The organism is Aquimarina sp. AD1, from assembly GCF_003443695.1.
In the GTDB taxonomy this organism is placed as follows: Bacteria; Bacteroidota; Bacteroidia; order Flavobacteriales; family Flavobacteriaceae; genus Aquimarina; species Aquimarina latercula.
Genome location: NZ_CP031966.1, coordinates 946,117 through 971,378 on the forward strand (window position 1 = coordinate 946,117; position 25,262 = coordinate 971,378).

At 31.4% G+C, this 25,262-nt stretch carries 22 protein-coding genes; 11 read left to right on the plus strand and 11 right to left on the minus strand.

Translation table 11 applies throughout. The annotated features are described in order from the left end of the window. The first annotated feature begins 18 nt into the window (after nucleotides 1–18). The 8 genes from lpxD to D1815_RS04345 all read left to right on the plus strand — a co-directional run bounded on the left by lpxD (nucleotide 19) and on the right by D1815_RS04345 (nucleotide 9,452). Entirely contained in the window at nucleotides 19–1,047 is a 1,029-nt protein-coding gene (gene lpxD / locus D1815_RS04310; RefSeq protein WP_108804076.1) for a UDP-3-O-(3-hydroxymyristoyl)glucosamine N-acyltransferase, read from the plus strand. Continuing rightward, a complete protein-coding gene (locus D1815_RS04315; RefSeq protein ID WP_199726755.1) occupies nucleotides 1,040–2,443 on the plus strand; it encodes a bifunctional UDP-3-O-[3-hydroxymyristoyl] N-acetylglucosamine deacetylase/3-hydroxyacyl-ACP dehydratase in 1,404 nt (467 codons plus the stop codon). The genes lpxD and D1815_RS04315 overlap by 8 nt, the downstream gene beginning before the upstream one ends. Nucleotides 2,444–2,491: 48 nt before the next feature. Next, on the plus strand, nucleotides 2,492–3,274 hold the full coding sequence (lpxA, locus tag D1815_RS04320) for an acyl-ACP--UDP-N-acetylglucosamine O-acyltransferase (protein WP_108804078.1): 783 nt from the start codon (nucleotides 2,492–2,494) through the stop codon (nucleotides 3,272–3,274). Nucleotides 3,275–3,309: 35 nt separating this feature from the next. Then, nucleotides 3,310–3,876 (plus strand): elongation factor P, encoded by a 567-nt coding sequence (gene efp / locus D1815_RS04325; RefSeq protein ID WP_108804079.1) that lies wholly within the window; start codon nucleotides 3,310–3,312, stop codon nucleotides 3,874–3,876. 40 nt (nucleotides 3,877–3,916) lie between these two features. Beyond that, nucleotides 3,917–4,855 (plus strand): UDP-3-O-(3-hydroxymyristoyl)glucosamine N-acyltransferase, encoded by a 939-nt coding sequence (locus D1815_RS04330; RefSeq protein ID WP_118386033.1) that lies wholly within the window; start codon nucleotides 3,917–3,919, stop codon nucleotides 4,853–4,855. Beyond that, a complete protein-coding gene (locus D1815_RS04335) occupies nucleotides 4,848–5,255 on the plus strand; it encodes a nuclear transport factor 2 family protein (protein ID WP_027391651.1) in 408 nt (135 codons plus the stop codon). Before D1815_RS04330 ends, D1815_RS04335 begins: the two co-directional genes overlap by 8 nt. 166 nt (nucleotides 5,256–5,421) lie before the next feature. After that, a complete protein-coding gene (gene sucD / locus D1815_RS04340; RefSeq protein ID WP_108804081.1) occupies nucleotides 5,422–6,294 on the plus strand; it encodes a succinate--CoA ligase subunit alpha in 873 nt (290 codons plus the stop codon). Nucleotides 6,295–6,467: 173 nt separating this feature from the next. Then, nucleotides 6,468–9,452 carry a pitrilysin family protein gene (locus D1815_RS04345; RefSeq protein WP_118386034.1) on the plus strand — a complete coding sequence of 995 codons (2,985 nt, stop codon included), beginning with the start codon at nucleotides 6,468–6,470 and terminating at the stop codon, nucleotides 9,450–9,452. Nucleotides 9,453–9,640: 188 nt separating this feature from the next. Here D1815_RS04345 and D1815_RS04350 read toward each other — a convergent pair whose 3' ends face one another. From D1815_RS04350 to D1815_RS04365, 4 genes are all read right to left on the minus strand, one after another. Then, nucleotides 9,641–11,338: a sodium:solute symporter gene (locus D1815_RS04350; RefSeq protein ID WP_118386035.1), complete on the minus strand. Its 1,698-nt coding sequence runs from the start codon at nucleotides 11,336–11,338 to the stop codon at nucleotides 9,641–9,643. A 191-nt stretch (nucleotides 11,339–11,529) separates the two neighbouring features. After that, nucleotides 11,530–14,028 (minus strand): PIG-L family deacetylase, encoded by a 2,499-nt coding sequence (locus D1815_RS04355; RefSeq protein WP_118386036.1) that lies wholly within the window; start codon nucleotides 14,026–14,028, stop codon nucleotides 11,530–11,532. 89 nt (nucleotides 14,029–14,117) lie between these two features. Beyond that, nucleotides 14,118–15,419: a hypothetical protein gene (locus tag D1815_RS04360; RefSeq protein WP_118386037.1), complete on the minus strand. Its 1,302-nt coding sequence runs from the start codon at nucleotides 15,417–15,419 to the stop codon at nucleotides 14,118–14,120. Nucleotides 15,420–15,520: 101 nt separating this feature from the next. Next, on the minus strand, nucleotides 15,521–15,733 hold the full coding sequence (locus tag D1815_RS04365) for a hypothetical protein (RefSeq protein ID WP_027391645.1): 213 nt from the start codon (nucleotides 15,731–15,733) through the stop codon (nucleotides 15,521–15,523). A gap of 113 nt (nucleotides 15,734–15,846) precedes the next feature. Here D1815_RS04365 and D1815_RS04370 point away from each other — a divergent pair, with 113 nt between their 5' ends. Beyond that, nucleotides 15,847–16,206 (plus strand): hypothetical protein, encoded by a 360-nt coding sequence (locus D1815_RS04370; RefSeq protein ID WP_147404264.1) that lies wholly within the window; start codon nucleotides 15,847–15,849, stop codon nucleotides 16,204–16,206. Between the two features lie 89 nt (nucleotides 16,207–16,295). Here the strand turns inward: D1815_RS04370 and D1815_RS04375 are convergent, their stop codons facing one another. Continuing rightward, on the minus strand, nucleotides 16,296–18,467 hold the full coding sequence (locus tag D1815_RS04375) for an AAA family ATPase (protein ID WP_118386039.1): 2,172 nt from the start codon (nucleotides 18,465–18,467) through the stop codon (nucleotides 16,296–16,298). 144 nt (nucleotides 18,468–18,611) lie between these two features. On the opposite strand from D1815_RS04375, the gene D1815_RS04380 reads away from it, so the two are divergent. Next, the gene (locus D1815_RS04380) at nucleotides 18,612–19,277 is read left to right on the plus strand and encodes a uracil-DNA glycosylase (RefSeq protein ID WP_118386041.1); all 666 of its coding nucleotides are present in this window, start codon (nucleotides 18,612–18,614) and stop codon (nucleotides 19,275–19,277) included. A gap of 5 nt (nucleotides 19,278–19,282) precedes the next feature. Here the strand turns inward: D1815_RS04380 and D1815_RS23550 are convergent, their stop codons facing one another. The 4 genes from D1815_RS23550 to D1815_RS04395 all read right to left on the minus strand — a co-directional run bounded on the left by D1815_RS23550 (nucleotide 19,283) and on the right by D1815_RS04395 (nucleotide 21,972). Then, on the minus strand, nucleotides 19,283–19,453 hold the full coding sequence (locus D1815_RS23550; protein ID WP_155839604.1) for a hypothetical protein: 171 nt from the start codon (nucleotides 19,451–19,453) through the stop codon (nucleotides 19,283–19,285). Nucleotides 19,454–19,719: 266 nt separating this feature from the next. Next, nucleotides 19,720–20,307 carry a hypothetical protein gene (locus D1815_RS04385; RefSeq protein ID WP_118386043.1) on the minus strand — a complete coding sequence of 196 codons (588 nt, stop codon included), beginning with the start codon at nucleotides 20,305–20,307 and terminating at the stop codon, nucleotides 19,720–19,722. Nucleotides 20,308–20,477: 170 nt separating this feature from the next. Beyond that, a complete protein-coding gene (locus D1815_RS04390; protein WP_118386045.1) occupies nucleotides 20,478–21,065 on the minus strand; it encodes a hypothetical protein in 588 nt (195 codons plus the stop codon). A 55-nt stretch (nucleotides 21,066–21,120) separates the two neighbouring features. Then, nucleotides 21,121–21,972, minus strand: coding sequence for a substrate-binding domain-containing protein (locus D1815_RS04395; protein ID WP_118386047.1), 852 nt, complete (start codon nucleotides 21,970–21,972; stop codon nucleotides 21,121–21,123). A 156-nt stretch (nucleotides 21,973–22,128) separates the two neighbouring features. Between D1815_RS04395 and D1815_RS23555 the strand changes: the two genes are divergently transcribed. Further along, complete coding sequence (locus tag D1815_RS23555; RefSeq protein ID WP_155839603.1) at nucleotides 22,129–22,275, plus strand: hypothetical protein; 147 nt, start codon at nucleotides 22,129–22,131, stop codon at nucleotides 22,273–22,275. Here the strand turns inward: D1815_RS23555 and ppk1 are convergent. Together ppk1 and D1815_RS04405 are read right to left on the minus strand one after the other, a co-directional pair. Next, nucleotides 22,255–24,333: a polyphosphate kinase 1 gene (ppk1, locus tag D1815_RS04400; protein ID WP_118386049.1), complete on the minus strand. Its 2,079-nt coding sequence runs from the start codon at nucleotides 24,331–24,333 to the stop codon at nucleotides 22,255–22,257. The two genes, D1815_RS23555 and ppk1, sit on opposite strands and share 21 nt — an antisense overlap. 50 nt (nucleotides 24,334–24,383) lie before the next feature. Then, nucleotides 24,384–25,262 carry a nucleoside phosphorylase gene (locus D1815_RS04405; protein ID WP_118386051.1) on the minus strand — a complete coding sequence of 293 codons (879 nt, stop codon included), beginning with the start codon at nucleotides 25,260–25,262 and terminating at the stop codon, nucleotides 24,384–24,386.

Genomic DNA, 25,262 nt, shown 5'->3' on the forward strand with positions numbered 1-25,262 from the left:
TTTATACTTTTGTTGCTAATGATTTTTACAGCCACACAAATTGCAGGTATTCTAAATGGTGAAATCGAAGGAGATGAAACCGTAGAAGTATCAAAACTAGCAAAGATAGAAGAAGGGACTAAAGGTTCGCTAACATTCTTGTCTAACCCCAAATATACTCCATACATTTATTCTACTGATGCGTCAATTACAATAGTAGATAAAACATTTGAAGCTGAGTCTAATATTAAGACTACTTTAATTAGAGTGGATGATGCGTATAAAGCATTTTCTCAATTGTTGGATTATTATAATATGGTAAAAATGAATAAAACGGGAATAGAACAGCCCAGTTTTATTTCAGAAACAGCTAAGTATGGAGATAATATATATTTAGGTGCGTTTTCTTATTTAGGAGATAATGTAAGTATTGGAGAAAATGCTAAGATTTATCCTAATGTATATATAGGCGATAATGTTACTATAGGAAATAATGTTGTTGTTTTCGCAGGAGCAAAAATATATTCTGAATCAATAATAGGTGACGATTGTGTTATTCATAGTGGTGCTATTGTTGGTGCAGATGGATTTGGGTTTACACCTAATGAAAAGGGGGAGTACAGTAAAGTTCCTCAGACAGGAAATGTTATTATCGAATCCAGCGTAGATGTTGGCGCAGGAACAACAATTGATAGAGCTACACTTGGATCAACAATTATTAGAAGAGGAGTAAAACTCGACAATCAGATTCAGATAGCACATAATGTAGAGATCGGAGAGCATACTGCAATCGCTGCGCAAACTGGTATTGCAGGATCTACTAAAATAGGAAAACATTGTTTGATAGGAGGCCAGGTTGGTATTGCCGGACATTTAGTTATAGGCAATAATGTCAGAATTCAGGCACAATCAGGAATAGGAAGAAATATTAAAGATGGAGAAGCTATTCAAGGTTCTCCAGCATTAGGGTACTCAGATTATAATAAATCTTATGTACATTTTAAAAATTTACCCAAAATTGTAGATAGAGTATACAAACTTGAGAAAAAGATAGATGACAATGAGTAATTCCGTTGCGAATAAACAAAGAACTATTCAGAAAGAAATAGAGCTCAAAGGAGTAGGGCTTCACACAGGAAAAGAAGTTACACTTACTTTTAAACCTGCACCTGAGAACCATGGATACGCTTTTTGCCGTGTTGATTTAGAAGGCAATCCAATTATAGAGGCAGATGCTAACTATGTTGTAAATACTCAAAGAGGAACAAACCTTGAGAAAAATGGAGTAAGTATTCAAACTTCGGAACATGTTTTAGCAGCCTGTGTTGGTCTAGAAATAGATAATTTATTGATAGAACTTAATGCTTCTGAACCACCTATAATGGATGGATCTAGCAAGTTTTTTATACAAGCTTTAGAGCAAGCAGGTATTGTAGAGCAAGAAGTAGAAAGAGATGAATACATAGTTAAAGATGTAATATCATATACAGATGAAGAATCTGGAAGTGAAATTATCGTAATGCCATCTGATGAGTATCAAGTAACCACAATGGTGGATTTTGGCACTAAGGTTTTAGGAACGCAAAATGCATCTTTAAAGCATCTTTCTGATTTTAAAGAAGAAATAGCAGATGCTAGAACATTTAGCTTTTTGCATGAACTTGAGATGTTATTAGAACATGGTTTGATAAAAGGTGGAGATTTAAATAATGCAATCGTTTATGTGGATAAGGAATTAAGTCCTAGTACCATGGAAAAACTTAAAGTTGCTTTTGGAAAAGAATCTATCGCTATAAAACCAAATGGGATATTAGATAATTTAACATTGCATTATCCTAATGAGGCTGCGAGACACAAATTATTAGATGTTATAGGAGATCTTGCTCTTATTGGAACACGAATAAGAGGTAAAATCATAGCAAATAAACCTGGACATTACGTAAACACGCAATTTGCTAAGAAACTTTCTAAGATTATAAAAATTGAGAAACGTAATAAAGTTCCTAAATTTGATTTAAATCAAGAGCCTTTAATGGATATCAATAAAATTATGTCTATGCTTCCTCATAGACCTCCATTTTTGTTGATTGATCGGATTTTAGAAATGTCGGACAAACATGTTGTTGGGATGAAAAATGTGACTATGAATGAACCGTTTTTTGTTGGGCATTTCCCTGGAGCACCTGTTATGCCAGGAGTCATGCAAGTAGAAGCGATGGCTCAGACAGGTGGTATTTTAGCGTTGAGTACAGTTCCTGATCCAGAAAATTACCTTACTTATTTTATGAAAATTGATAAGGTTAAATTTAAACAGCAGGTACTGCCAGGGGATACGTTAATATTTAAGTTAGAATTGCTTACTCCGATTAGAAGGGGAATTTGTCATATGCAAGCATTTGCATACGCTAACGGAAAGTTAGTGACTGAAGCAGAACTTATGGCACAAATAGTCAAATCAAAATAATTATTTAGTATATCAGTTATTATATATTAAAACATTAAAACAGAATAAATGAATCAGCCTTTAGCATATGTTCACCCAGGAGCAAAAATTGCAAAAAATGTAGTTATTGAACCTTTTACTACGATTCATAATAATGTAGTTATAGGAGAAGGAACCTGGATTGGTTCTAATGTAACTATAATGGAAGGTGCTCGGATAGGTAAAAACTGTAGTATTTTTCCTGGAGCGGTTATTTCTGCAACTCCACAGGATAAAAAATTTAATGATGAAGATACTACTACCGAAATAGGGGATAATACAACTATTCGCGAGTGTGTAACTATCAATAGAGGTACTGCGGATAGAATGAAAACCAAAATAGGTAAAAACTGTTGGATAATGGCGTATTGCCATATAGCTCATGATTGTATAGTGGGAGATAATTGTATTTTTTCTAATAATAGTACGTTAGCTGGTCATATTAATGTCGGAGATTATGTAGTTTTAGCCGGTATGGCAGCGGTACAGCAATTTTGTAGCATTGGGAATCATGCTTTTGTAACTGGTGGTTCATTAGTGCGTAAAGATGTTCCTCCATATGCAAAAGCAGCACGTGAGCCATTATCTTATGTGGGGATAAATTCAATTGGGTTACGTAGAAGAGGTTTTTCCACAGAAAAAATAAGAGAGATACAATCTATTTATAGAATATTATATCAAAGTAATTATAATAACTCGCAAGCTGTAGCAATTATCGAAGCTGAGATGGAAGCTACTCCAGAGCGTGATGAAGTTTTAGAGTTCATAAAAAACTCTCAGAGAGGAATTATGAAAGGATATTTCTCTAATTAATAAATAAAATAGCAATTAAGTAACAAGAAATAACAATGGCAAGTACGAGTGATATTAGAAATGGATTATGTATAAAATATAATCACGATATATATAAGATTATTGAATTTTTACACGTAAAACCAGGAAAAGGCCCTGCTTTTGTAAGAACTAAATTAAAAAGTGTTACTACAGGAAAAGTAATAGACAATACATTTTCTGCGGGTCATAAGATTGAGGATGTTAGAGTTGAGACTCATAAGTTTCAGTTTTTGTATGCAGAAGGTGATACATATCACTTTATGAATACAGAAGATTATAATCAAATAACTTTAGAGAAGTCTACTTTAGATGCTCCTGGATTGTTAAAGGAGGGAGAAGTAGTTACTGTTATTATAAATTCTGAAGATCAAATGCCTCTTTCTGTAGAAATGCCGGCAAGTGTGATTTTAGAAGTTACAGCTACAGAACCTGGTGTAAAAGGGAATACTGCAACAAATGCGACAAAGCCTGCTACCGTAGAAACAGGAGCAGAAGTTATGGTTCCTCTTTTTATTAACGAAGGTGATAAAATTAAGGTAGAGACAGAGAAAGGAACATATAAAGAGCGTATTAAAGAATAATTCGGAAGTCAATTATTAATTCTGAATTTGTAATGATAGAATGAAATTTCCTCAGAAACACACATTAAAACAAATAGCTACCATAATATCTTCGGAATTTGTTGGTAGCCCTGATTTTCCGGTTCTCGGCATGAATGAAATTCATGTGGTAACACCAGGTGATATCGTTTTTGTAGATCATCCCAAATATTACGACAAAGCGTTGGAAAGTGATGCAACTGTTGTGTTGATTAATAAAGAAGTATCTTGTCCTGAAGGAAAAGCGTTGTTGATTTCGGATGATCCCTTTAGAGATTTTAATAAGTTAACTACATATTTTAAGCCTTTCGAGAAAGCTATTTCTATAGTTGCAGACACCGCAAAAATTGGTAATAATACGGTAATCCAACCAGGCGCTTTTGTTGGTAATAATGTCGTTATTGGAGATAACTGTTTGATTCATGCCAATGTAAGTCTATATGACAATACCATTATAGGCAATAATGTTACAATACATTCCGGAACAGTATTAGGAGCTGATGCTTTCTATTATAAAAAAAGACCAGAAGGTTTTGATAAATTGATTTCTGGAGGTAGAGTTGTGGTAGGAGATAATGTTGATTTAGGTTCTCTATGTACTATAGATAGAGGTGTTACGGGAGATACTACGATCCAAGAGGGTACTAAAATCGATAATCAAGTTCACATAGGTCATGATACTGTAATCGGTAAAAAATGTTTAATTGCATCCCAAGTTGGTATTGCAGGATGTGTTATAATCGAAGATGAAGTTACTTTGTGGGGACAAGTTGGGGTTACCAGTGGTATTACTATTGGAACCAAAGCTGTTGTTTCTGCCCAGTCAGGTATTAGCAAATCGCTAGAAGGAAATAAAAGTTATTTTGGAACGCCTGCAGATGATTTCAGAAAAAAATATAAGGAAATCGCAGCCATTAGGCAAATACCTGAAATAATAGAAAAATTGAAGAACAATGAGTAAAACAGCAAAAGAGGTAGTGAAGTCCTTTTATCAAACGGATTTGATTCATAATATAGATGCCTTTTCTGAATATTTACATCCTGAAGTTGAGTTAAACTGGAACAGCAGTTTCGGCTATAATAAAAAAGGTTTCGAGGATATTAAGATGATGTTTAAGGAAATGTCTAGTTCATTTGAAACTTTTAAATGTGAAATTAGCCATCTTTTGGAAGAAGATGGTATGGTAACTATTAGATATACGTATGTTGCTACGACAATAGAAAGACCAGATAAGGAAGAAGCAATAGCACATTTTATCGCGATCTGGGAATTAAAGAACGATAAATTATATAGAGGATATCAAATTAGTCAACAAGGAGATAATACTCAAGAGAATTTAAAATCATTTTTTTCGAAATAGATTATTTATATCTAAGAAAATAGGTTCGGTTTTTTATAAAAATTTATTAAAAGCTCGATAAAATCAAAAAATTAAAAAAATGTTTTTTTTTGATTTTTCATTTTAACTATAATGTTCAAAACCGTACTTTTGAAACTGCTAAAAAAAATAAAAAAATCATAACGCAATGAGTGTTCTAGTAAATAAGGATTCTAAAATAATAGTTCAAGGTTTTACGGGTAGTGAAGGTACTTTTCATGCAGGTCAGATGATCGAGTATGGTACTAACGTTGTCGGAGGAGTTACTCCAGGTAAAGGTGGTCAAACACATCTTGATAAACCAGTTTTTAATACTGTAGAAGAAGCAGTTAAGCAAGTGGGAGCTGACACCACTATTATTTTTGTTCCACCAGCATTCGCTGCGGATGCTATTATGGAAGCTGCAGATGCAGGAATTAAAGTTATTATAACTATTACAGAAGGTATTCCTGTTGCGGATATGATTACTGCGTCTAATTATATAAAAGATAAGGAATGTCGTTTGATTGGACCTAACTGTCCAGGTGTTATTACTCCAGGAGAAGCTAAAGTTGGTATTATGCCAGGTTTCGTTTTCAAAAAAGGAAATGTAGGTATTGTTTCTAAATCTGGAACGTTAACTTATGAAGCGGCTGATCAAGTTGTTAAGCAAGGACTTGGAATTACTACAGCGATTGGTATTGGAGGAGATCCTATTATTGGAACTACTACAAAAGAGGCTGTAGAATTATTGATTAATGATCCTGAGACTAGTTGTGTAGTAATGATAGGAGAAATTGGAGGTCAGTTAGAAGCTGATGCAGCTAAATGGATTAAAGCGAGTGGTACTTCTAAACCAGTGGTTGGTTTTATCGCTGGAGAAACAGCTCCTGCTGGTCGTACAATGGGACATGCTGGTGCGATTGTTGGTGGAAGTGAAGATACTGCAGCTGCTAAAAAAGCGATTATGAGAGAATGTGGAATTCACGTAGTAGATTCTCCGGCAGAAATTGGTAAAAAAGTAGCTGAAGTATTAGGCTAATAAATACAGAAAAGAGTATTTAATTCTTTTTTAATAATATATAAAGTCCAAGAGGTTTTTCCTTTTGGACTTTTCTTTTGGTATGTGTGTTAAAGTATTCTTAAAAACCGTAACATGTATTAACATTTTGCGTTTAATAGAATGTTAAAGAAACAGTAACTTAAACTATTTAAATGAAATCATTAAAATCTCTCTTACTATTATGTTTAGTAGTATTACTTAGTAATTGTAAGAATTCATCAAATCAAGAAAAAACTTCGGAAAAAGAACTTAAAGTAGAAACACATACAGATCCTGCAGGGTTTTCTTACGAGACAGTTTCAAATGATCCAACAGGATTGCGCCTGTATACCTTAGATAACGGTTTAAAAGTCTATTTAGGTAAAAATCAAGAAGAACCAAAAATCCAGACGTTAATTGCAGTTCGAGCTGGGTCAACTTATGATCCTTCTGACAATACAGGTTTGGCTCATTATCTAGAGCACATGGTCTTTAAAGGGACTGATAAAATAGGTACACAAGACTTTGAAAAAGAGAATGTTTTTCTAAAGCAAATTTCGGATTTATATGAAGCACATAAAAAAGAAACAGATACTGTAAAGAAAAAAGAAATATATAAGAAGATAGATGAGATTTCTCAAGAAGCATCTAAAATTTCTATAGCCAACGAATATGATAAGATGGTAAGTTCATTAGGAGCAGAAGGAACAAATGCTTTTACATCTAATGAGCAGACAGTATATGTAAATAAAATACCAACCAACGAATTAGATAAGTGGTTAACTGTAGAAAGTGAGCGTTTTAGTAAGTTAGTTTTACGTTTATTTCACACAGAATTAGAAGCGGTATATGAAGAATTTAATAGAGGGCAAGATAGTGATGGACGTAAGCAGTATTTTGCAGTATTAGAAGGTTTGTATCCAACACACCCATATGGTACACAATCTACAATAGGAATATCAGAGCATCTTAAAAACCCTTCGATGGAGGCAATTCATGCATATTTTGATAAATATTATGTACCAAATAATATGGCAGTAATATTAGTTGGAGATATTGACTTTGATACTACAATAAAAAAGGTAAATGAATCTTTTGGATCATATAAAAAGAAAGACGTTTCGCATCCTACATTCGAAAAATTAGAGCCACTTGCAACTCCTGTTAAGAAAGAAGTATATGGACCTACGGCAGAGTCTATTTATGTAGCTTTTAGAACAGAAGGTAAAGGAACTGAGCAAGAAGTAATAGTTACACTTATAGATTATATGCTTGCAAACTCTCAAGCAGGATTGATCGATTTAAATCTAAATCAAAAGCAATTAGTTCAAAATGCATCGTCATTTACAAATTTTGATAATGATTATGGATTCCATTTATTATATGGAACTCCAAAAGAAGATCAAACATTAGATGAAGTTAGAGATCTATTATTAGCTCAAATTGAGAAGGTTAAAAAAGGTGAATTTGAAGAATGGTTGTTAGACGCTGTTGTGAATGACTTACGTTTATCACAAATTAGACAATATGAAAATGCATCTTCTACTGCATATTCTTATTTGGATGCATTTATTGGTTTCCAGGACTGGAAAAGTCGCCTAGAGATGTTGGATAATATGAAGGAAATTACAAAAGAGCAAGTAGTAGCGTTTGCAAATACTCTTTATGGTAATAACTATGTAGAAGTTCATAAGATTAAAGGTGAAGACAAAAGTATTGTAAAAGTAGAGAATCCTGGAATTACGCCTATTGAACTTAATAGGGACAAGGAATCTAATTTTTTACAAGAGTTTAATAAGTTAGAAGCGCCTAGTTTATCTCCACAGTTTATCGATTACAAAACTGCTATTAAAGAGAATAAGACAAATAATGGGTTAACTGTATCACATATAGAAAACCCAAATAATGATATATTTAGTCTGAATATCATTTTTGATATGGGGAAAGATCACGATCCAAAAATGTCTTTAGCAGCTGGTTACCTAGATTATTTGGGTACGAACAAGTATACACCAGAGCAACTTAAACAAGAATTCTATAAAGTTGGAGTGAGCTACAATGTTTTTACTGCTGATGATAAAACGTATGTTGGGATTTCTGGGTTAAAAGAAAACCTTGATGCAGGTTTAACATTATTAGAAGATTTATGGAATAATGCAGTGCCTAATCAAGAAACATATAATAAATATGTAGATAAAGTTTTAAAAGGGCGTAAGGATAATAAAACTCAAAAGGGTAACATTTTCTGGAATGGACTTATGAGCTATGGAAAATATGGTGAAAACTCACGTTTACGTAATATTTATACAGCTTCAGAATTACAAGCAATGAATCCACAAGAACTTGTAGATAAGGTAAAAGAATTACGTAATTTTAAACAACGTATTTTTTATTATGGTAATGATGTTAATGGAGCTATAGCTTCTTTGGATAAAAATCATATTGTAAAATCCGAATTATTGGATTATCCAGAAAAGACTCAATATTTAGAAAAGGAAACCGGAGGAAATGTGTATTTTGTGGATTATGATATGGTGCAGAGTGAAATGCTTTTATTAGCAAAAGGAGCAGAGTTTGATCCTAAAAAGATGGCGGCTTCTAGATTATTTAATACTTATTTTGGTAGTGGATTATCATCTATTGTATTTCAGGAAATTCGTGAATCTAAATCATTGGCTTATTCTGCATTTTCTAGCTATAGCCAAGCTAGAGAGGTTGGTCAATCAGATTATGTGATGGCTTATGTTGGTACACAGGCTAATAAAATGCCGCAAGCAGTAGATGCAATGATGGAGTTAATGACGGATATGCCAGAAGCAGAAGAACAGTTTAATCAAGCTAAAGAAGCTACATTAAAGAAAATTGCTGCACAACGTATAACGAAATCTAATATCTTTTGGACTTATGAAAACCTTAAGAAAAGAGGAATTGATAATGATAATAGGGAAGAAATGTATAATACCATAAAGAATATGGAGTTAGCAGATCTTAAGAAGTTTTTTAATGAAAATATTAAAGGCGAAAATTACAATGTTCTAGTGATAGGTAACAAAAAAGATGTAGATATGAATGCATTGAATAAACTAGGAGATGTTAAGGAGATGGATATAGATTATCTATTTAACTATGAGAAAAACGACAAGGATGTCAAAATGTAATTTATAGATATTATGATTATGTCTTAATAATTGGCTTATCATAAGTAAAGTAGTAATATTAAAAAATCCACGAATTTTATTCGTGGATTTTTAGTATAATATAGGTGATAATTTACACAACGTAATACTCTTAATTTAATAGTAAGCACCATTTTTTATAAAGTAGAGTATATATGTATTCTTTAATACTATTCAGATTCTAGCTCAATTTCGCTAGTTGGAATGAACATCTCTAACAAAATTGCTAAAAACATTACGATTCCGCATCCTAGTGCATTAAGCCATAAAAAAGGAAGCCAATCTTGCCACCATACATAAATGATAATCACTTGTGTTACAATTGCTGCAACGAAAACAGCATTACTTTTTACAAATTTTATAAAAAATGCCAATAAAAAGATACCGAGAACATTTCCATAGAAAACAGAGCCAATAATGTTTACTAACTGTATAAGATTATCAAATAAGTTAGCAAAACAGGCTACTAAAATTGCTAATAATCCCCATATTAAAGTAAAGAATTTAGAAGCGTTAACATAATGTTTTTCACTTTTTTCTTCTCCAATATTTCGCTTGTATAAGTCAATAGCAGTAGTAGATGCTAATGCATTTAGTTCTGAAGCTGTTGAGGACATTGCAGCTGATAATATAACTGCTAATAATAATCCAATTAATCCTTTTGGGAGATTATTTAAAATAAAATGTATGAAAACATAATCCTTATCATTTGTTTCTACATCAGAATTTGCTTCTTTGATTAGTTCTTTAGCAGCTTGTCTGGTTTTTTTGTCAGAATTGTCTAAAGCTATAATCAATTCTTTAGCCTCCTGCTTTTCTTTAGCATTAGTAGCTTCTATATAGTTTTTAACAGAAGTCTCTTTATAATTTTGAATTTCCGATAGTTTATTTTCCAATTCTTTGTATTCCTGCGCATATTCTGAATTTTCTACAGCTACAGAAGCAGTAGGATTAAAATTAAGAGGAGCGGAATTAAATTGATAAAATACAAATACCATGACTCCAACTAGTAATATGAAAAACTGCATCGGAATCTTGAGTAACCCATTAAATAATAACCCTAACTGGCTTTCTTTTATAGATTTTCCGGAGAGATAACGTTGTACTTGGCTTTGATCTGTACCAAAATATGAGAGCATCAAAAATGTACCTCCAATAATACCAGTCCAAACGGTGTATCTATTACTTAGGTCAAAAGAGAAATCTAATACTTCCATTTTCCCACTAGCTCCAGCAATTTCTAGAGCTTTAGAAAAGGTTACATTGTCGGGTAAGTAACTTATTATAAGGAAAAAAGCAATAAACATTCCTGTAAAAATAATCGCCATTTGCTGTTTTTGGGTAACACTTACAGCTTTTGTACCTCCAGATACAGTATATGCAATTACTAATATTCCAATAATTATGTTTAATGTTGTCAAGTCCCAACCTAATACGGCAGAAAGTATAATTGCTGGTGCAAAGATTGTAATTCCAGCTCCTAATCCTCGTTGAATTAAAAAGAAAAAAGCCGTAATAGTTCTAGTTTTTAAATCAAACCTGCTTTCTAAGTATTCATAGGCCGTATACACTTTTAACTTATGGTATAATGGAATAAACACAATACATATAATGATCATTGCAATAGGCAAACCAAAATAAAACTGAACAAAGCCCATTCCACTATGAAACGCTTGACCAGGAGTAGAAAGAAAGGTGATAGCAGATGCTTGTGTTGCCATTACAGAAAGCCCTATAGTCCACCATTTTGCTTCATTTCCTCCACGGATATAGTCTTGTACACTTTTGCTTCCTCGAGTTTTCCAAACTCCATAGAGTACTATAAACAATAGAGTTCCTATTAATACGATCCAATCTATAAGTTGCATATGTTAGTTGTATGTGGTAAGTATTAGAAAATAATAGTATATGGTAAACTTTTAAGGGTCTATTTACTGTTTTTAGGAAAAAGCAGTAGTTATCCAATAAAAGAAAAGCAAATAGAATACGTTAGCAATTAATACAATTGAGTATAGTTTTTTCCAAACTATCTTGGTATTTGAATCTCTCATATTACATATTATTTTCCTAAAGATAACATATTTGCAAATAACCTATAAGCTCCAGATACTCCCGCGGGAAACTCTCTAAAGAAGCTAAGACCCGTATATACGTAATATCCTTTTCCATATTTAGCAATTAACAAAGCTCCTTTTTTTTCGGATTCTCCTTTGTCATTTGCAGCGATAATAGGAACGTATTCATCGGACCATTTATTAGGAAAGTATAGACCTCTTTCCTGTACCCAACCTTCAAAATCTTTATTGGTAATTTTATTTGGAGTATTTAGTACAGCATGGTCTTTTGCTAAAAGTTTTATGGTAGCGTTTTCATCTGTAACTCGATCCCTAGATAGTTTTAAAGGATAAGGGCCAAGATTATCTTCAACTTTTAACCTTCTATTAGTGTTGTATTGAATTACTAAATTCCCACCGTTTTTTACATATTCAAGCAAATGTTTTTGTCTAAACTTTAGTTCTTCAACAGTATTGTACGCTCTTATTCCTATAACAATAGCATCAAATGCTTGTAAAGTTTCTAGAGCAATTGATTCCGGGGAAATGGTAGTTACTTTATACCCAATTTGTTCTAAACTTTCTGGAACAACATCACCAGCACCTTCGATATAACCGATATTTTGTCCTTTCTTCTTTATATCCAATCGTACCACTTTAGTTTCAGAAGGTAATACTACCGTTTGATAAGGGATATGATCATAATTGATGTTTATAATTTCATCAGAATATGTCTTTCCATTTATATTTACTTGTGGAGAAATATACCCTTCACTTTGGTTTTGTGGAGCGGTTAGCGTAAAAATCACTGTTTTCTCTTCGCCTTTTTGAGCTAGTTTGAAATCTATTTTTTCCGGTGATACTTTCCATCCTTCAGGACGTTTTAGGGATATCGTTCCTTTAATATTTGGTTCAGAACTTTTTAGTGTTACAGGAATTTGTTTTGAAGGATTATTGGCATAAATAATCACTTTATCTTTTATGCTAGCAGAAACTGTTGGGATTATTTCAAAAGGCTTATAAACTTCTCCTTTTACAGGATCATTAGTTTTGTAAACGATGTCTTTAAGATATGGAACAATAATTCCTCCAATTTCTATATTAAAAATAGCTTTAGTTTGATGCTCAGTTTCTGGAGTCCCAATAAGTTTTTGATCATTTACACTATACATTCCTAAAGTACCTTTACTATTTAACCAATATGGAGTCGTATTTTTAGTATTCGAGATTATCTTACCTTTTAATTCATAATTACTTCTTTTATTGGTTTCTAGACTAGTTCCAATGTTTTCTATAATTCCAATAGAAGAAATATCAATTGATTTTAATTGTATAGTAGCATTACTTCTGTTAATAGCTTCAATCTTTATAGTTACATCACTATTTGGAGTGGTGTAGGCTTCTGTTGCAACTGCTTCTATATAAAGACCGGTTACAGCTGCTATAATTTCTTTTATTTCTTTGGTTTTAATTACTTTCCAATGATCATTCTCTAATCCTTGAATTAATTGGTACGCTTTGATTAATTCATTAACCGAGGCAGCAGGGTTTTTAAAGTCGAAGTCTTTTTCTACCTGATATAAAATATCACCAACCGCTTTTCCTCCTTTAACTCGATTCCAAGAAGTATCTATTCCATCAAAAATATTTGTTTTATCTTTTGGTAATTCTCCTTTGATCAGTTCTACGTATTCGGTTTGCGCGCCTCTAGTTCCAGTACTTCCAAAACCTTGCGATTTATGTTGACTACGGCTCAGAGAAGCTATTTCTGTATTAGAAAGTCCTAAGTCAGGATAATAAATTCCAGTATCAAACTCTAGAAGATTTGATTTATCAGCTTTTTCAAATTTTTCTCTACTTCCATAAAACCACCAAGAAGTATTAAAGAAAAGTCTTTTTGGTTGCCAAGTATCTACATATTTTAATTGATCTGGATAAACGTTTTTATCAGCTACTAAATCAAAAGCCTCAACGCTTAGCATGGCAGAAGATGTATGATGACCGTGAGTACTACCAGGAGTTCTATGGTTAAACCTATTTATGATAACATCGGGTTGAAATTTTCTAATTGCCCAAACGACATCATTTAGAACTTCTTTTTTATCCCAAATTGCTAAAGTTTCATCGGGATGTTTAGAATATCCAAAGTCATTAGCACGAGTAAAGATTTGCTCTCCACCATCCGTATTACGAGCCGCTAATAATTCTTGTGTTCTTATAACACCTAATAATTCTCTTATTTCTGGACCAATTAAATTTTGACCACCATCACCACGTGTAAGCGACAAATAAGCGGTTCTTGCTTTTACTTGATTAGCCATGTAAGAGATTAATCTGGTATTCTCATCATCTGGATGTGCAGCAACATATAAAACGGAACCTAAAAAGTTTAATTTTTTTATGGCCTCATGAATTTCTACAGAGTTTGGTTTTTTAGGTTGTTGTGCTTCAGCAATATTGATAAATAGAGCGCTGAAAACTATTACAGAAAGTAATTTTCTCATAATAAAGATTTGATAATAGTTTTGAGTATTTCGTCAAATATAAAAAGATAAAATTCTCGGTTTTTACGTTTAAGGATACTTTAACAGGACTATTTTGATCTATATATTAATCCAAGCAAGGAACCTAAAAGCACAGTAATTGCTATTGTTGGTTTAGGTCCAAAGGCCATTAGACCTATTGTTAAACCAATTATACCTCCTAGTGCACTTGCAATAAAACGACCAGGATTTCTTTTTTTATTAATAACATAGATCATTGCTATTGATAAGGTCATTCTTAAGGCTGCACCCACAATGGTTATATCTACGATGTTTTTCCAAAAATGAGCGATGATGTATGCTATTAGTACCGTTATTATAGTTGCATATCGTAGGAATTTAACTTTTTTATTTTTTTTAGATTTATATACTAAATGAGATGAAACAGCAAATATTGACGTGTCTGCTGTACTCATTAACCCCGCAAAGAAAAGTACCAATAATATTGGAATCCAAGATTGATTAATTAAATGTTGCATTGAATATACGAATACAGTATCTGGATCTAGATCTGGATTTTGGTTATACGCATATAATCCAATGATTAGCAGCAAAAATGCAACGAACAGTACGGGTAAGATTGCCAAACCTAAACCTTTTTTCAAAGATTTGACATCTTTTGCGGCATAACATAATTGATATCTGTCTGCTAATCCAAATACGGATAATCCACCATATAATATAAGACCAATGATACTACCCAATTGAACGGTCTCGCTAGTTGATGTACTTAGAACACTGTCGAAATCTCTCATATCGAGTATTCCTGAAATTAAAAGACATAAAAAGGCTATAATAATAATTCCTTGAATAATATCTGTTATTATTACCGCCTTATACCCTGATAATAAAACGTAAAACAGTACAACTGAGGCTGTAATTAACAGTGCAATATCATAAGAGAATAAATCAAAGTATGCAATTACTTTTGCTCCTCCGGCTAAGGAAAGTAGTATCCAAAAAAACTGAACGATAATGGTTATGCTATTTGTAACTATTCCGGTTGTTTTATTTTTTGTTACAAAAACGGGTAAATCACCTTGTGTATAAAAGACTCCTTCTAAGGAAAATTTTTTAATTCTTGGTGCTGCCCAAAAGGCAAATAGAAGATAACCAATTACAGATCCGATAGACATTGCAAAAAGACCCCAACCAAATTTATAGGCATAGCCAGTGTATGTAATTAAGGTACTTACACCAATTGCACCTGCAAATTTTGAAAATAGAATTGTTAACCCACTACGATTTCTACCACCAATTAAGAAATCTTCTGTATTCGAAGATCGAGATATATAAGTCGATAAACCGATAATTAAAACAATGTAGGTAGCTAGGTAAAGGTAAATTTCCATGTAAGATGAATTGTTGTGCTTCAAAAGTAAAGAAAAGCATTTAGAATACTTAGTTTCTATTCGCTGTAAAAAGAGTTATATCAATAGCTAGAGTTTTAAGGCTATTTATTCTTTTTATAGTCAACAATTTCAATAATATCTACCCCCATATAATCAGCAATCTTTTGTAACCGTTCAAAGTCTTTTGCTAAATCTTTTCGCTTTACAATATAGTCTCCCGCTTGTGGACTAATACCTAATATTTTGGATATACCATAAACAGTTTTAGCTCCTTTACTTTTTTTAAGTAACCTTTTTAATTTCTTGTTAATCATTGATTAATATGGTTATATGGATTAAATATACAAATAAATTTTTATTAAAAAAATATTTGTATAATCAAAAAATAATTGTACATTCGAATCATACAAATCAAAACCTCGAAAAAATGAAACTCTCATTAGTAATTGCATTATTTTGCGTAACATTTGGATATGCAGCTCCTTTAAATTCAAACCCAACAAATGAGAAGGAGAAAAACAAAAAAGAGAATAAGGAAGGCACTTACGTGAATAGCCTAGTATCAAGAAATTTTCATTCAATTAAGAAGTGGAAAATGACAATAGAATATTCTAATGGAGATATTATTTCTAAGACTATTGAGATTAGTGAGAAGGCCTCCTCTAGTGCTATGGAATTGGCATTTGTAGAAGCAGAAAAATATATAAAGACCTTAAAAAAAGTAAAAAGCTATCATGTATCTCCTGTATCAGCTAATTCATTTGTATTATTAGCAGGAGGGAAGTAATAATCGATTGAACTTAACCTACGAAAAAGCCCACTATCCATTTGGTTAGTGGGCTTTTGAATTTTATTAAACTATTTTTTATTTAATTCTTATTTTTTTCGTTCTACAAATTCTAATTGATCAATCGCTACATTCGTAGTAAATATCCCATAGTTAACTACCGCTTTTCCTTTTTCTAAAACATCTATCGTACCAATTGATTTTCCATCAATCATTCTTACTCTGTCACCAATTTTGAGAACTACTTTTGGCTTTTCTTTTTCTATTTTTTCTTCTTTTTTCTTCTGCTCTTTTTTCTTCTCTCTAATTATTTCTACCTTTTTCTCTACTTCTTTGACTATTTTTTCTTCTTTAGCTTTTTTTGCTCTTCTTTGTTTGGTGGATTGCTTTTTTCTCTTTGAATTCTCTACTTGCACTATTTTCATAAATTCATCGATAAGCTCTCTTTTCTTCTTATTATGAAAATATTTTTCACTGATTTCATTTAGTTTTTGTCCTAAATAAATCATTCGTTGATTACTGTCGTATAATTCCTGGTAGCTTTCTAATTTGTTTTGTAATCTTTTATTGATTTTATCCAATCTTTCTTTTTCATCTTCTGCTTTTTGCTCTTTAGATTTTAAAGATGAAGTAGTTTTTTGAAGTTTTGATCGCTCTTTTTGTAAGTTAGCAATACTCTTATCAAAACGAATTTTACCACGTTCTACTTTTTTCTTAGCTTTATTGATTAAGCTATATGGTATTCCGTTTTTTTGTGCTACCTCGAATGTAAAAGAACTTCCGGCTTCTCCTAAATACAATTTAAATAAAGGTTCTAATGTTCTAGAATCAAAAAGCATGTTAGCATTTGTCATATTTGGAAGTTCATTTGCTAACATTTTAAGATTAGCATAATGTGTGGTGATTATACCAAAAGATTCACGTTCATAAAAAACTTCTAAAAAGGCTTCAGCCAGCGCTCCACCTAATTCGGGATCACTTCCTGTTCCAAACTCATCAATAAGAAATAACGTTTTGTTATTACATTTCCTTAGGAAATAGTTCATATTCTTTAATCGATAACTATAGGTGCTTAAATGATTTTCTATAGATTGATTATCTCCTATATCGGTAAGAATAGTATCAAAAACGCACATTCTACTATATTCATGAACTGGTATAAGCATACCACTTTGCAGCATAATTTGTAACAGCCCAACAGTTTTTAAAGTGATACTTTTTCCTCCTGCATTGGGACCAGATATTACAATAATTCTATTGTTTTTATCTAAAGAAATTGTTTGAGGATGTGTTTTCTGTCCTTTTTCTTGGTTATTTAGATAGAGTAGAGGATGGTACGCATCTTTAATGGTTATTTCTCGATCTTGGGTTATTTTAGGCAATACCCCATTAAATTTATTTGCATACTTAGTTTTAGCGGCTATAATATCAATATGACTTAGATATTCTTGGTATTGTGATAATAGTTCAGAAAAAGGCCTTATTCTATTTGTAAGATCTTTTAATATTTTAACAACCTCTTCTCGTTCCTCATATTGAAGATTGCTTAATGTTCTACTAAATTGCAAGGTCGCTTCGGGTTCTATATAGACAATACTTCCGGTCTTAGAATTTCCCATGATAGACCCCTTTACCTTCCGTCTGTACATAGCTTTTACAGCAAGTACTCGTCTATTATCAACAACACTTTCTTTGATATCATCTAAATATCCTAAACTATTGTATCTAGTAAGATCACGTCCAAAACTTCCATTTAATTTACCTTGTACTTCATGTATGTCTTTTCTAAGTATACTAAGGGTAGGAGAGGCGTTATCTTTAATTTCTCCAAATTTATCTACTACGATTTCGATACAGTTGATTACTTCTTTTGTAAAAGGTACTTCAGATGATGTTTGATATAATATTGGGTATAATTCTTTAAATTTTCTAAAAAAACTTAGCAAATCATTAGTAGTAATACTAATTGATATAATCTTTTTTAGATTAAAAGTTTCTAAGAAAGTATTTTCTATTCCTAATAGTTGTAGTTCCTTATCAATACTATCAAATCCGTGATTGGGTATTCTTGCATCATTCAAGTATGAAGATTTATATTCAAATACTTGTTGTAATGATGTGTGTAATTCTTCTTTCGTGGATAACGGAACAATTTGTAAAGCTTTTATTTTTCCATAATCTGTATTGCATAAGTCTTGGATATGACTAAGTACCGTATGGAATTCTAGATCTTTAAGTGTTTTTTCTGAAATTCGGATCATCTTGTTATCCTAATTTTTAGGAGGTATTCTTTTATGTTAATTTCTTTATTATAAAACTTGATAGAAGTTTATTTTTAGAAAAGTATTTATTATAATTTTATATGAAAGCAAATGTAAACAATTGCGATTTTTTTTGATACTAAGATGAATGTAAATATTGAGAATAGTTGGAGGACACACTTAGAAAGTGAATTTGATAAACCATATTTTAAGAGTTTAGTTGATTTTATTGAATTAGAATATAAAAAAGAAACTTGTTTTCCTCCTGAATCAGAGATTTTTTCAGCTTTTAATTATTGTAGTTTTGATAATGTTAAGGTAGTGATCATTGGTCAAGATCCATATCATGGTATAGGACAGGCTCATGGTCTTTGTTTCTCTGTAAATAGTGGAATTGTTATTCCTCCTTCATTAGTAAATATTTTTAAAGAAATAGAATCAGATCTAAGTATTCCTTTTCCTTCTAATGGGAACTTAAAACGTTGGGCTGATCAGGGAGTTTTGTTGTTAAATGCGACTTTAACTGTAAGAGCACATCAGGCAGGATCTCATCAGGGTAAGGGATGGGAAAAACTTACAGATGCGGTAATTCAATATATATCAAAAAATAAAGAGAATGTCGTTTTCTTATTGTGGGGAGGTTTTGCTAAGAAAAAAGGTGCTAAAATAGATGATAATAAACACTTTATCTTAAATAGTGGACATCCTTCTCCTTTAAGTGCTAACCGAGGTTATTGGTTTGGAAATAAACACTTTGGGAAAACTAATGAATATCTGAAAAGTACAAATCAATTACCTATAGAATGGTAAATGAATTATGCAGCTTTAGGGATACCGGAAGTCTTAGGTTCTTTAATTTTAGAATTTGTTACAGATTTTACTGCTTTATTCTTCTTTTTTTCGGAATCTACTGATTGCATACTGAATTTTAAAAGAACAAAATTGAATGCTATAAGCCCTCCAAGAATTAATAAAAATGTTGCCATGGTTTGATTTGTTAGTTAATTATTAGATGCAATTTTCCAAAAAGGTTGCGTACATTTTAATAATTGGTTTATTGGGGTAGGCGAGGCAAATGTACAAAAATATTTCAATCTTTTCTTACGGAAAGCCCATAAGATGTGTGTATTAAACATATCTTAAATATTTATTCTATTTAATTTAAGGTATGATGAAAAAATACTAAAAATTTGAACATTTACCATCTTTACCGCTCTATTATATAACGTTTCTATAATGGAATACCCTACTTTTAAAATCTATATCCTAAATATAAATCAGGTCTAACGATGATATCTGGGCTATTATTATTAAATAAATTCCTACCGATTCCAATTCCAATATCTAAAAAGAACCCTTTTTTTGTTACAAATTTACCTCCTACACCAAATCCTATTGCAAAATCAGTAAATTCCATATCTACATAACTACCTCTTATAAAGTCACCAGATGGATCCGTAAATTGTACATATTCTTCGTGCTCTCCATTGGATAACATACCAAATCCTTCAATATAAAATCCTCTGGCTATTCTACTTCCAAAAAAATATTTATAATTTACTGTCAATGCAATTTCTTTATCATAAATTCCATCTCTATCTATGATATCATCATCTTGATCTATTTCATCGCTAAACCTATAAAAAAAGTCGAATCCTAAAGTAGTATTATCAGTAAGTACCCTTTCATAACCAATATCTAAAGCTCCAAAAGCAATAATACTTAATGGGTTTAAACTAAATTCATTTTTATTGATATCTCTTGGTGCAGAATTAGATTGTTCTTGTGCTGTTAGGTGTAATGTGAAAATGATAGCAACTATTGTTGTAAAAAATCTCATTCGTTTGTTTTTAAATTAATTTATTGTCTTTGTTTTTAAAAAATCAAGAGATATTTAAGTACTAATGTTATTCTAAAATCATCTTGATTTCTTTCCTAAAACAAACTAATAAAAATATACCCTACTAATAAAAGGAGAAAATTGTATGTTATTGGATTAGATAACCTTACTTAAAAGCGGTATCCTAGATATAGATTTGGTCTTACAATAATTTCCGGACTTTTATTACTAAATAAATTTCGCCCAATACCAAATCCTATATCAATGAAGAAACCGTTTCTGGTAACAAATTTTCCTCCAACAGCAAAACCTATAGCAAAATCGGTATAGTCTTGTTCTACATCACTGGCACTGATAAAGTTTCCTTGATTATCAAAAACTTCTATATATTCCTCGTGTCCACCAGAAGATAGCATTCCAAAGCCTTCTACATAGAACCCTCTAGCAATTCGATTTCCAAAAAAATATTTAAAACTTGTTGTAAATGCTATTTCTTTATCAAATATATCGTCTGTACTTATAAAATCTTCATCATTATCACGATCTACTAGACTATAAAATAAGTCAAAGCCTAAAGTGCTATTGTTATTAAGAACTCTTTCGTAACCTATGTCTAATGCTCCGAATGCTATTAAGTTAAGCGGATTGATACTAATTTCATTTTTTTTAATGTCTCTTTTTGGTAGATCAGTTTGATTTTGGGCAAAAGAAATTTGAAATGAAAATAAAATAATAACGATTGTTGATATCTGTTTCATGATAATTAATTTGTTTTCCTACGTAAACAAGATGAGCAAATAGTTAAAAGGTTGCTTAAACTTCAAAAATTAAATCTTTAGAATTTATTGTTTTATCAATTATATCTAACGTAAGTAATTGATTCTGAATTTCGTTTAATGTTTTTTGATCTATTATAGATTGGCTCCATTCGGTAATTTGTAACCATTCTCTAATATCTTCTAATTTCTGATCATATCGGTGTGCTAACGTTTTATCAATACTAGGTATTTGTTTAAAATCTAAGCTCGTATTATTTATAATTTGTAATATATCCTTTAGCTGATCTTTTTTTGTATTTAATATTTCTTCTCTAACAGCTATTACAAAACATGGCCAAGGAGTAGGGCAGTCGGCGATGCGTCTAAATGTCTTATTATCTACTAATGGTTTAGTTGTGAAATGTTCCCACATAAAATAATCGGCACTACCATCTGTCAAAGCTTCTACAGCTCCATCAAGATTTTTAACAACTTCGAACTGCAGATTAGTAGTATCCCATCCAGTGTTTTGCGCGTTAATGTATGCCATTAAATGAGATCCTGAACCGTATCTGCTTATCGCTGCAGAAGTGTTTTGTAACTCATTTAGACTTGTGTATTTAGAATTATGACCAACATGAATCCCCCAAACTAAAGGTGACTGAATATATGTTTGGACAATTTTTGAAGGGTTACCACCTATAATATCTTTTATGATTCCTTCAGTTAATATAACAGCGATATCGATATCTTTTTTTCTTAATGCTTCACACATAGCTCCAGTTCCTCCAGGGAAATCTGTCCATTCTAATTGGATATCTTTTTCTAAGTAAGCTCCCTCTTCAATTGTTAAATGCCAAGGTAAGTTAAAGTGCTCAGGAACACCGCCAATTTTTATAGTATGCATGTTGTATAGTATAAGAAATGTTAAAAAAGTGTATTTTATCGATTTTATTTGCTTTTTGTCGTTTAATAATAAATAATATCATTACTTTTGAAATATAAATCTGATAATTACGACTACATTTGAAATAATTAACCCCAAATAAAAACAATATTTGCTATGAAAAAGAATTTTTTAAAGAATAAAAATGCTCAAGTTAAAGTAGCTAAATTAAAAAGTAATACATTAGAAAACGGAATTGTTGTTTTTATTGCTGTATTGTTAGCTACTAATTTTTTAATTAGTTTAAAGATATTGTTTGGATAAGGTACTTTTTGGAGAATGTCTTTCCCCAAGGTATTCTCTGATTTGATATTGAGATTGTATGGACGGTTTTTCGTCCATTTTCTTTTTATAATAGTTGTTTTCTTCAAAATCTAGTATTCTTGCCTTAGTATTATCGTTTAATTGGATATTTAGGATTTCAATTAATTCCTGCTTACAATTATTATTTATTATAGGGACTAATACTTCAATTCGTTTGTCAAGATTACGAGTCATCCAATCTGCACTACCAATATATAATTTGGGGTCACCGTTATTTTCGAAATAGTAAATTCTACCATGTTCTAAATACCTATCAATAATACTGGTCACTGTGATATTTTCACTTATTCCTTCTAACCCAGGTATTAAACAAGAGAATCCTCTAACTAATAGTTCTATTTTTACACCAGCTACATTAGCTTCATATAGTTTTTTAATGATCGATTTATCTTCTAAACTATTTAGTTTTGCCTTGATACCCGCTTTCTTTCCATTTTTCGCATTGTTTATTTCTATATCGATTAACTTTTCGAAAGTATCTCTAGTGGTAAAGGGTGATATTAATAATTTTTTAGGTCTGGGTAATATCATTTTTGCAGATAGTACTTCAAAGACTTCTATAAGATCTTTTGTGATTTCTGGATTAGAAGTGAACAATCCATGGTCACAATAAATTTTTGATGTCTTAGCATTGAAATTACCAGTGCCTATATAAGCATAAGAAATATTGTCGTTTCCTTTTTTTCTGTTGATCAATAATATTTTAGAGTGAACTTTTATTTTAGGATAACTATAGAAAACCATAGCTCCTTTTTCTTCAAAAATTTTACCCCATTTTAAATTGTTTTCCTCATCGAAACGTGCTTTGGCTTCTACAAATACCGTAACTTTTTTTCCATTTTCTAAGGCTTTTAGTAAGGAGGTTGTCAATTCGGATTGTTTTGCTACTCTATATAATGAAATCTTGATTTCTGTAACCCATTTATCTGTTGCTGCTTGATTTATAAGGTTTTGTACGTAATCAAAAGACATATAAGGGAAATGTACTAACTGATCTCCTTTAGAAATCACATCGAAATAATCAGTATTATTATCAAATGATTTATGTTTTATTTCTGTTGCAGGGGGATAATGCAAAAATGGATTGTTAGTCGGGTCAGGAAAACTAAAAAAGTCACTAAAGTTATGATATTTGCCTCCAGGCATCATATCTATTTTACCAAGACCAAAAAAGTTTCGAGTTCTTTTTTTAACCTCTTTTGGCATAGAAGAATCGAATAATAAACGAGTTGGTTGACCATCGTTTCGCTGTGATAAGGATTCTTTTATTTTCTCTGCTAATATACCTTCAAACTCATCATCAATATATAATTCGGCGTCTCTAGATAATTTGATTTCAAAACAATTTTTAATCTTTTGATTATCAAATATTTGATCCATGTTGAGTTGTATAATATCATCTAAAAAAGCAATATAGGTATTGTTATTTTTAGTTGGAAGACATATAAATCGACTTAAGTCATCTGATGGAATATTAACAAGTCCAAAACTATCTTGTTCTTCGAATGTTACAAGAAAATATAATTTGTTGTTTTCGAGAAATACGCTTTTGGGTTTGGATAAGTCAACTATTTCAGATTTAATTAGAGGTAGAACTTTAGAAATGAAATATTCCGTTACAAATGCATGTTGATTAAAGTCAAAGTTTATTTCTTGTATTAAATAAATATTATGTTTAGCAAGTTCTGGGATTAGTTGTCGATGAAAAATTTGACCAAATCGTTCTTGTTGATTTTTTACCTTTTGTAGAATTTCTTTTACCTGTTTGTTGGGTTTTAATGCTAGTTTTTTCCGGAGTTTCTTGTCGATTTTTTTTATTTGACGTAAGCGTGAAACTCTTACCCTAAAAAATTCATCAAGATTCGACGAAAATATTGCTAAAAATTTTAATCTTTCGTAAAGAGGGTTAGATTGATCTTCTGCTTCTTGTAATACACGTTCGTTAAAACTCAACCAATTTACATCTCTATCTTTAAAAGGGTATTTATTCTGATCCATATTTAAAGTTAAGTTATAAGATACTGTTTAGTTTTAAGTAAAAGTTAAATCTAATCTGGGTAACTAACAATTTTATCTAAAGTGTATTTGATAAGTTCATTAACTGTTTTTTCTGGATTGTCACTAAACTTTCCGGTTGCTCTATTAGCAATCATAGCATTCATAGAAACAGCACGATGGCCTAATAATTTTGCCATTCCATAAATACCTGCGGTTTCCATTTCTAAATTTGTGATTTTCTTATCGGAATAACTAAAAGATGCGATTTTTTTGTTCAAATTTGCGTCGGAGAGTGGCAGTCTTAATACTCTTCCTTGAGGTCCATAAAAACCGACGTTTGTTATTGTAAACCCTTTGCTAGTTAAATCACTCTGCATATGTCTTCCTAATTTTTTGTCAAAAGAAACTACATAAGGTGTTGATTTATCTTTATTCCAATCTAAATGTTTCATTAGAGGCTCAGAGATCTGAGGAAACTGAATGTCTTTGCTATCATAAAAATGAAGTAAACTATCAAATCCAATTGCAAGTTCAGAAACTATGAAACTATCAATTGGAATTTCTGATTGAATAGCTCCAGAAGTACCAATACGAATAATATTGAGAGAAGTATGGTTGGACTTTACCTTTCTTGTTTCTAGATCAATATTTACAAGGGCATCTAGCTCATTAAAAACAATGTCTATATTATCTGTTCCAATTCCTGTGGATAGTACTGTAATTCTTTTTCCTTTATATACTCCAGTTTGAGTATGAAACTCTCTTTTAGATATTTTGTGTTCTATAGTATCAAAATACTTAGTAACTAGAGTTACACGATCCGGATCACCTACTGTTATTACTGTTTCTGCTAGATGTTCTGGTTTAATATTTAAATGATATATACTACCATCTTTATTAAGAATGAGTTCAGATTCGGCTATAGCCAT

Bases quoted from the DNA above. Each gene is read 5' to 3' on its own strand.
- lpxD (WP_108804076.1), top strand. From the start codon at position 19: ATGATTTTTACAGCCACACAAATTGCAGGTATTCTAAATGGTGAAATC.
- D1815_RS04315 (WP_199726755.1), top strand. From the start codon at position 1,040: ATGAGTAATTCCGTTGCGAATAAACAAAGAACTATTCAGAAAGAAATA.
- lpxA (WP_108804078.1), top strand. From the start codon at position 2,492: ATGAATCAGCCTTTAGCATATGTTCACCCAGGAGCAAAAATTGCAAAA.
- efp (WP_108804079.1), top strand. From the start codon at position 3,310: ATGGCAAGTACGAGTGATATTAGAAATGGATTATGTATAAAATATAAT.
- D1815_RS04330 (WP_118386033.1), top strand. From the start codon at position 3,917: ATGAAATTTCCTCAGAAACACACATTAAAACAAATAGCTACCATAATA.
- D1815_RS04335 (WP_027391651.1), top strand. From the start codon at position 4,848: ATGAGTAAAACAGCAAAAGAGGTAGTGAAGTCCTTTTATCAAACGGAT.
- sucD (WP_108804081.1), top strand. From the start codon at position 5,422: ATGAGTGTTCTAGTAAATAAGGATTCTAAAATAATAGTTCAAGGTTTT.
- D1815_RS04345 (WP_118386034.1), top strand. From the start codon at position 6,468: ATGAAATCATTAAAATCTCTCTTACTATTATGTTTAGTAGTATTACTT.
- D1815_RS04350 (WP_118386035.1), bottom strand. From the start codon at position 11,338: ATGCAACTTATAGATTGGATCGTATTAATAGGAACTCTATTGTTTATA.
- D1815_RS04355 (WP_118386036.1), bottom strand. From the start codon at position 14,028: ATGAGAAAATTACTTTCTGTAATAGTTTTCAGCGCTCTATTTATCAAT.
- D1815_RS04360 (WP_118386037.1), bottom strand. From the start codon at position 15,419: ATGGAAATTTACCTTTACCTAGCTACCTACATTGTTTTAATTATCGGT.
- D1815_RS04365 (WP_027391645.1), bottom strand. From the start codon at position 15,733: ATGATTAACAAGAAATTAAAAAGGTTACTTAAAAAAAGTAAAGGAGCT.
- D1815_RS04370 (WP_147404264.1), top strand. From the start codon at position 15,847: ATGAAACTCTCATTAGTAATTGCATTATTTTGCGTAACATTTGGATAT.
- D1815_RS04375 (WP_118386039.1), bottom strand. From the start codon at position 18,467: ATGATCCGAATTTCAGAAAAAACACTTAAAGATCTAGAATTCCATACG.
- D1815_RS04380 (WP_118386041.1), top strand. From the start codon at position 18,612: ATGAATGTAAATATTGAGAATAGTTGGAGGACACACTTAGAAAGTGAA.
- D1815_RS23550 (WP_155839604.1), bottom strand. From the start codon at position 19,453: ATGGCAACATTTTTATTAATTCTTGGAGGGCTTATAGCATTCAATTTT.
- D1815_RS04385 (WP_118386043.1), bottom strand. From the start codon at position 20,307: ATGAGATTTTTTACAACAATAGTTGCTATCATTTTCACATTACACCTA.
- D1815_RS04390 (WP_118386045.1), bottom strand. From the start codon at position 21,065: ATGAAACAGATATCAACAATCGTTATTATTTTATTTTCATTTCAAATT.
- D1815_RS04395 (WP_118386047.1), bottom strand. From the start codon at position 21,972: ATGCATACTATAAAAATTGGCGGTGTTCCTGAGCACTTTAACTTACCT.
- D1815_RS23555 (WP_155839603.1), top strand. From the start codon at position 22,129: ATGAAAAAGAATTTTTTAAAGAATAAAAATGCTCAAGTTAAAGTAGCT.
- ppk1 (WP_118386049.1), bottom strand. From the start codon at position 24,333: ATGGATCAGAATAAATACCCTTTTAAAGATAGAGATGTAAATTGGTTG.
- D1815_RS04405 (WP_118386051.1), bottom strand. From the start codon at position 25,262: ATGGCTATAGCCGAATCTGAACTCATTCTTAATAAAGATGGTAGTATA.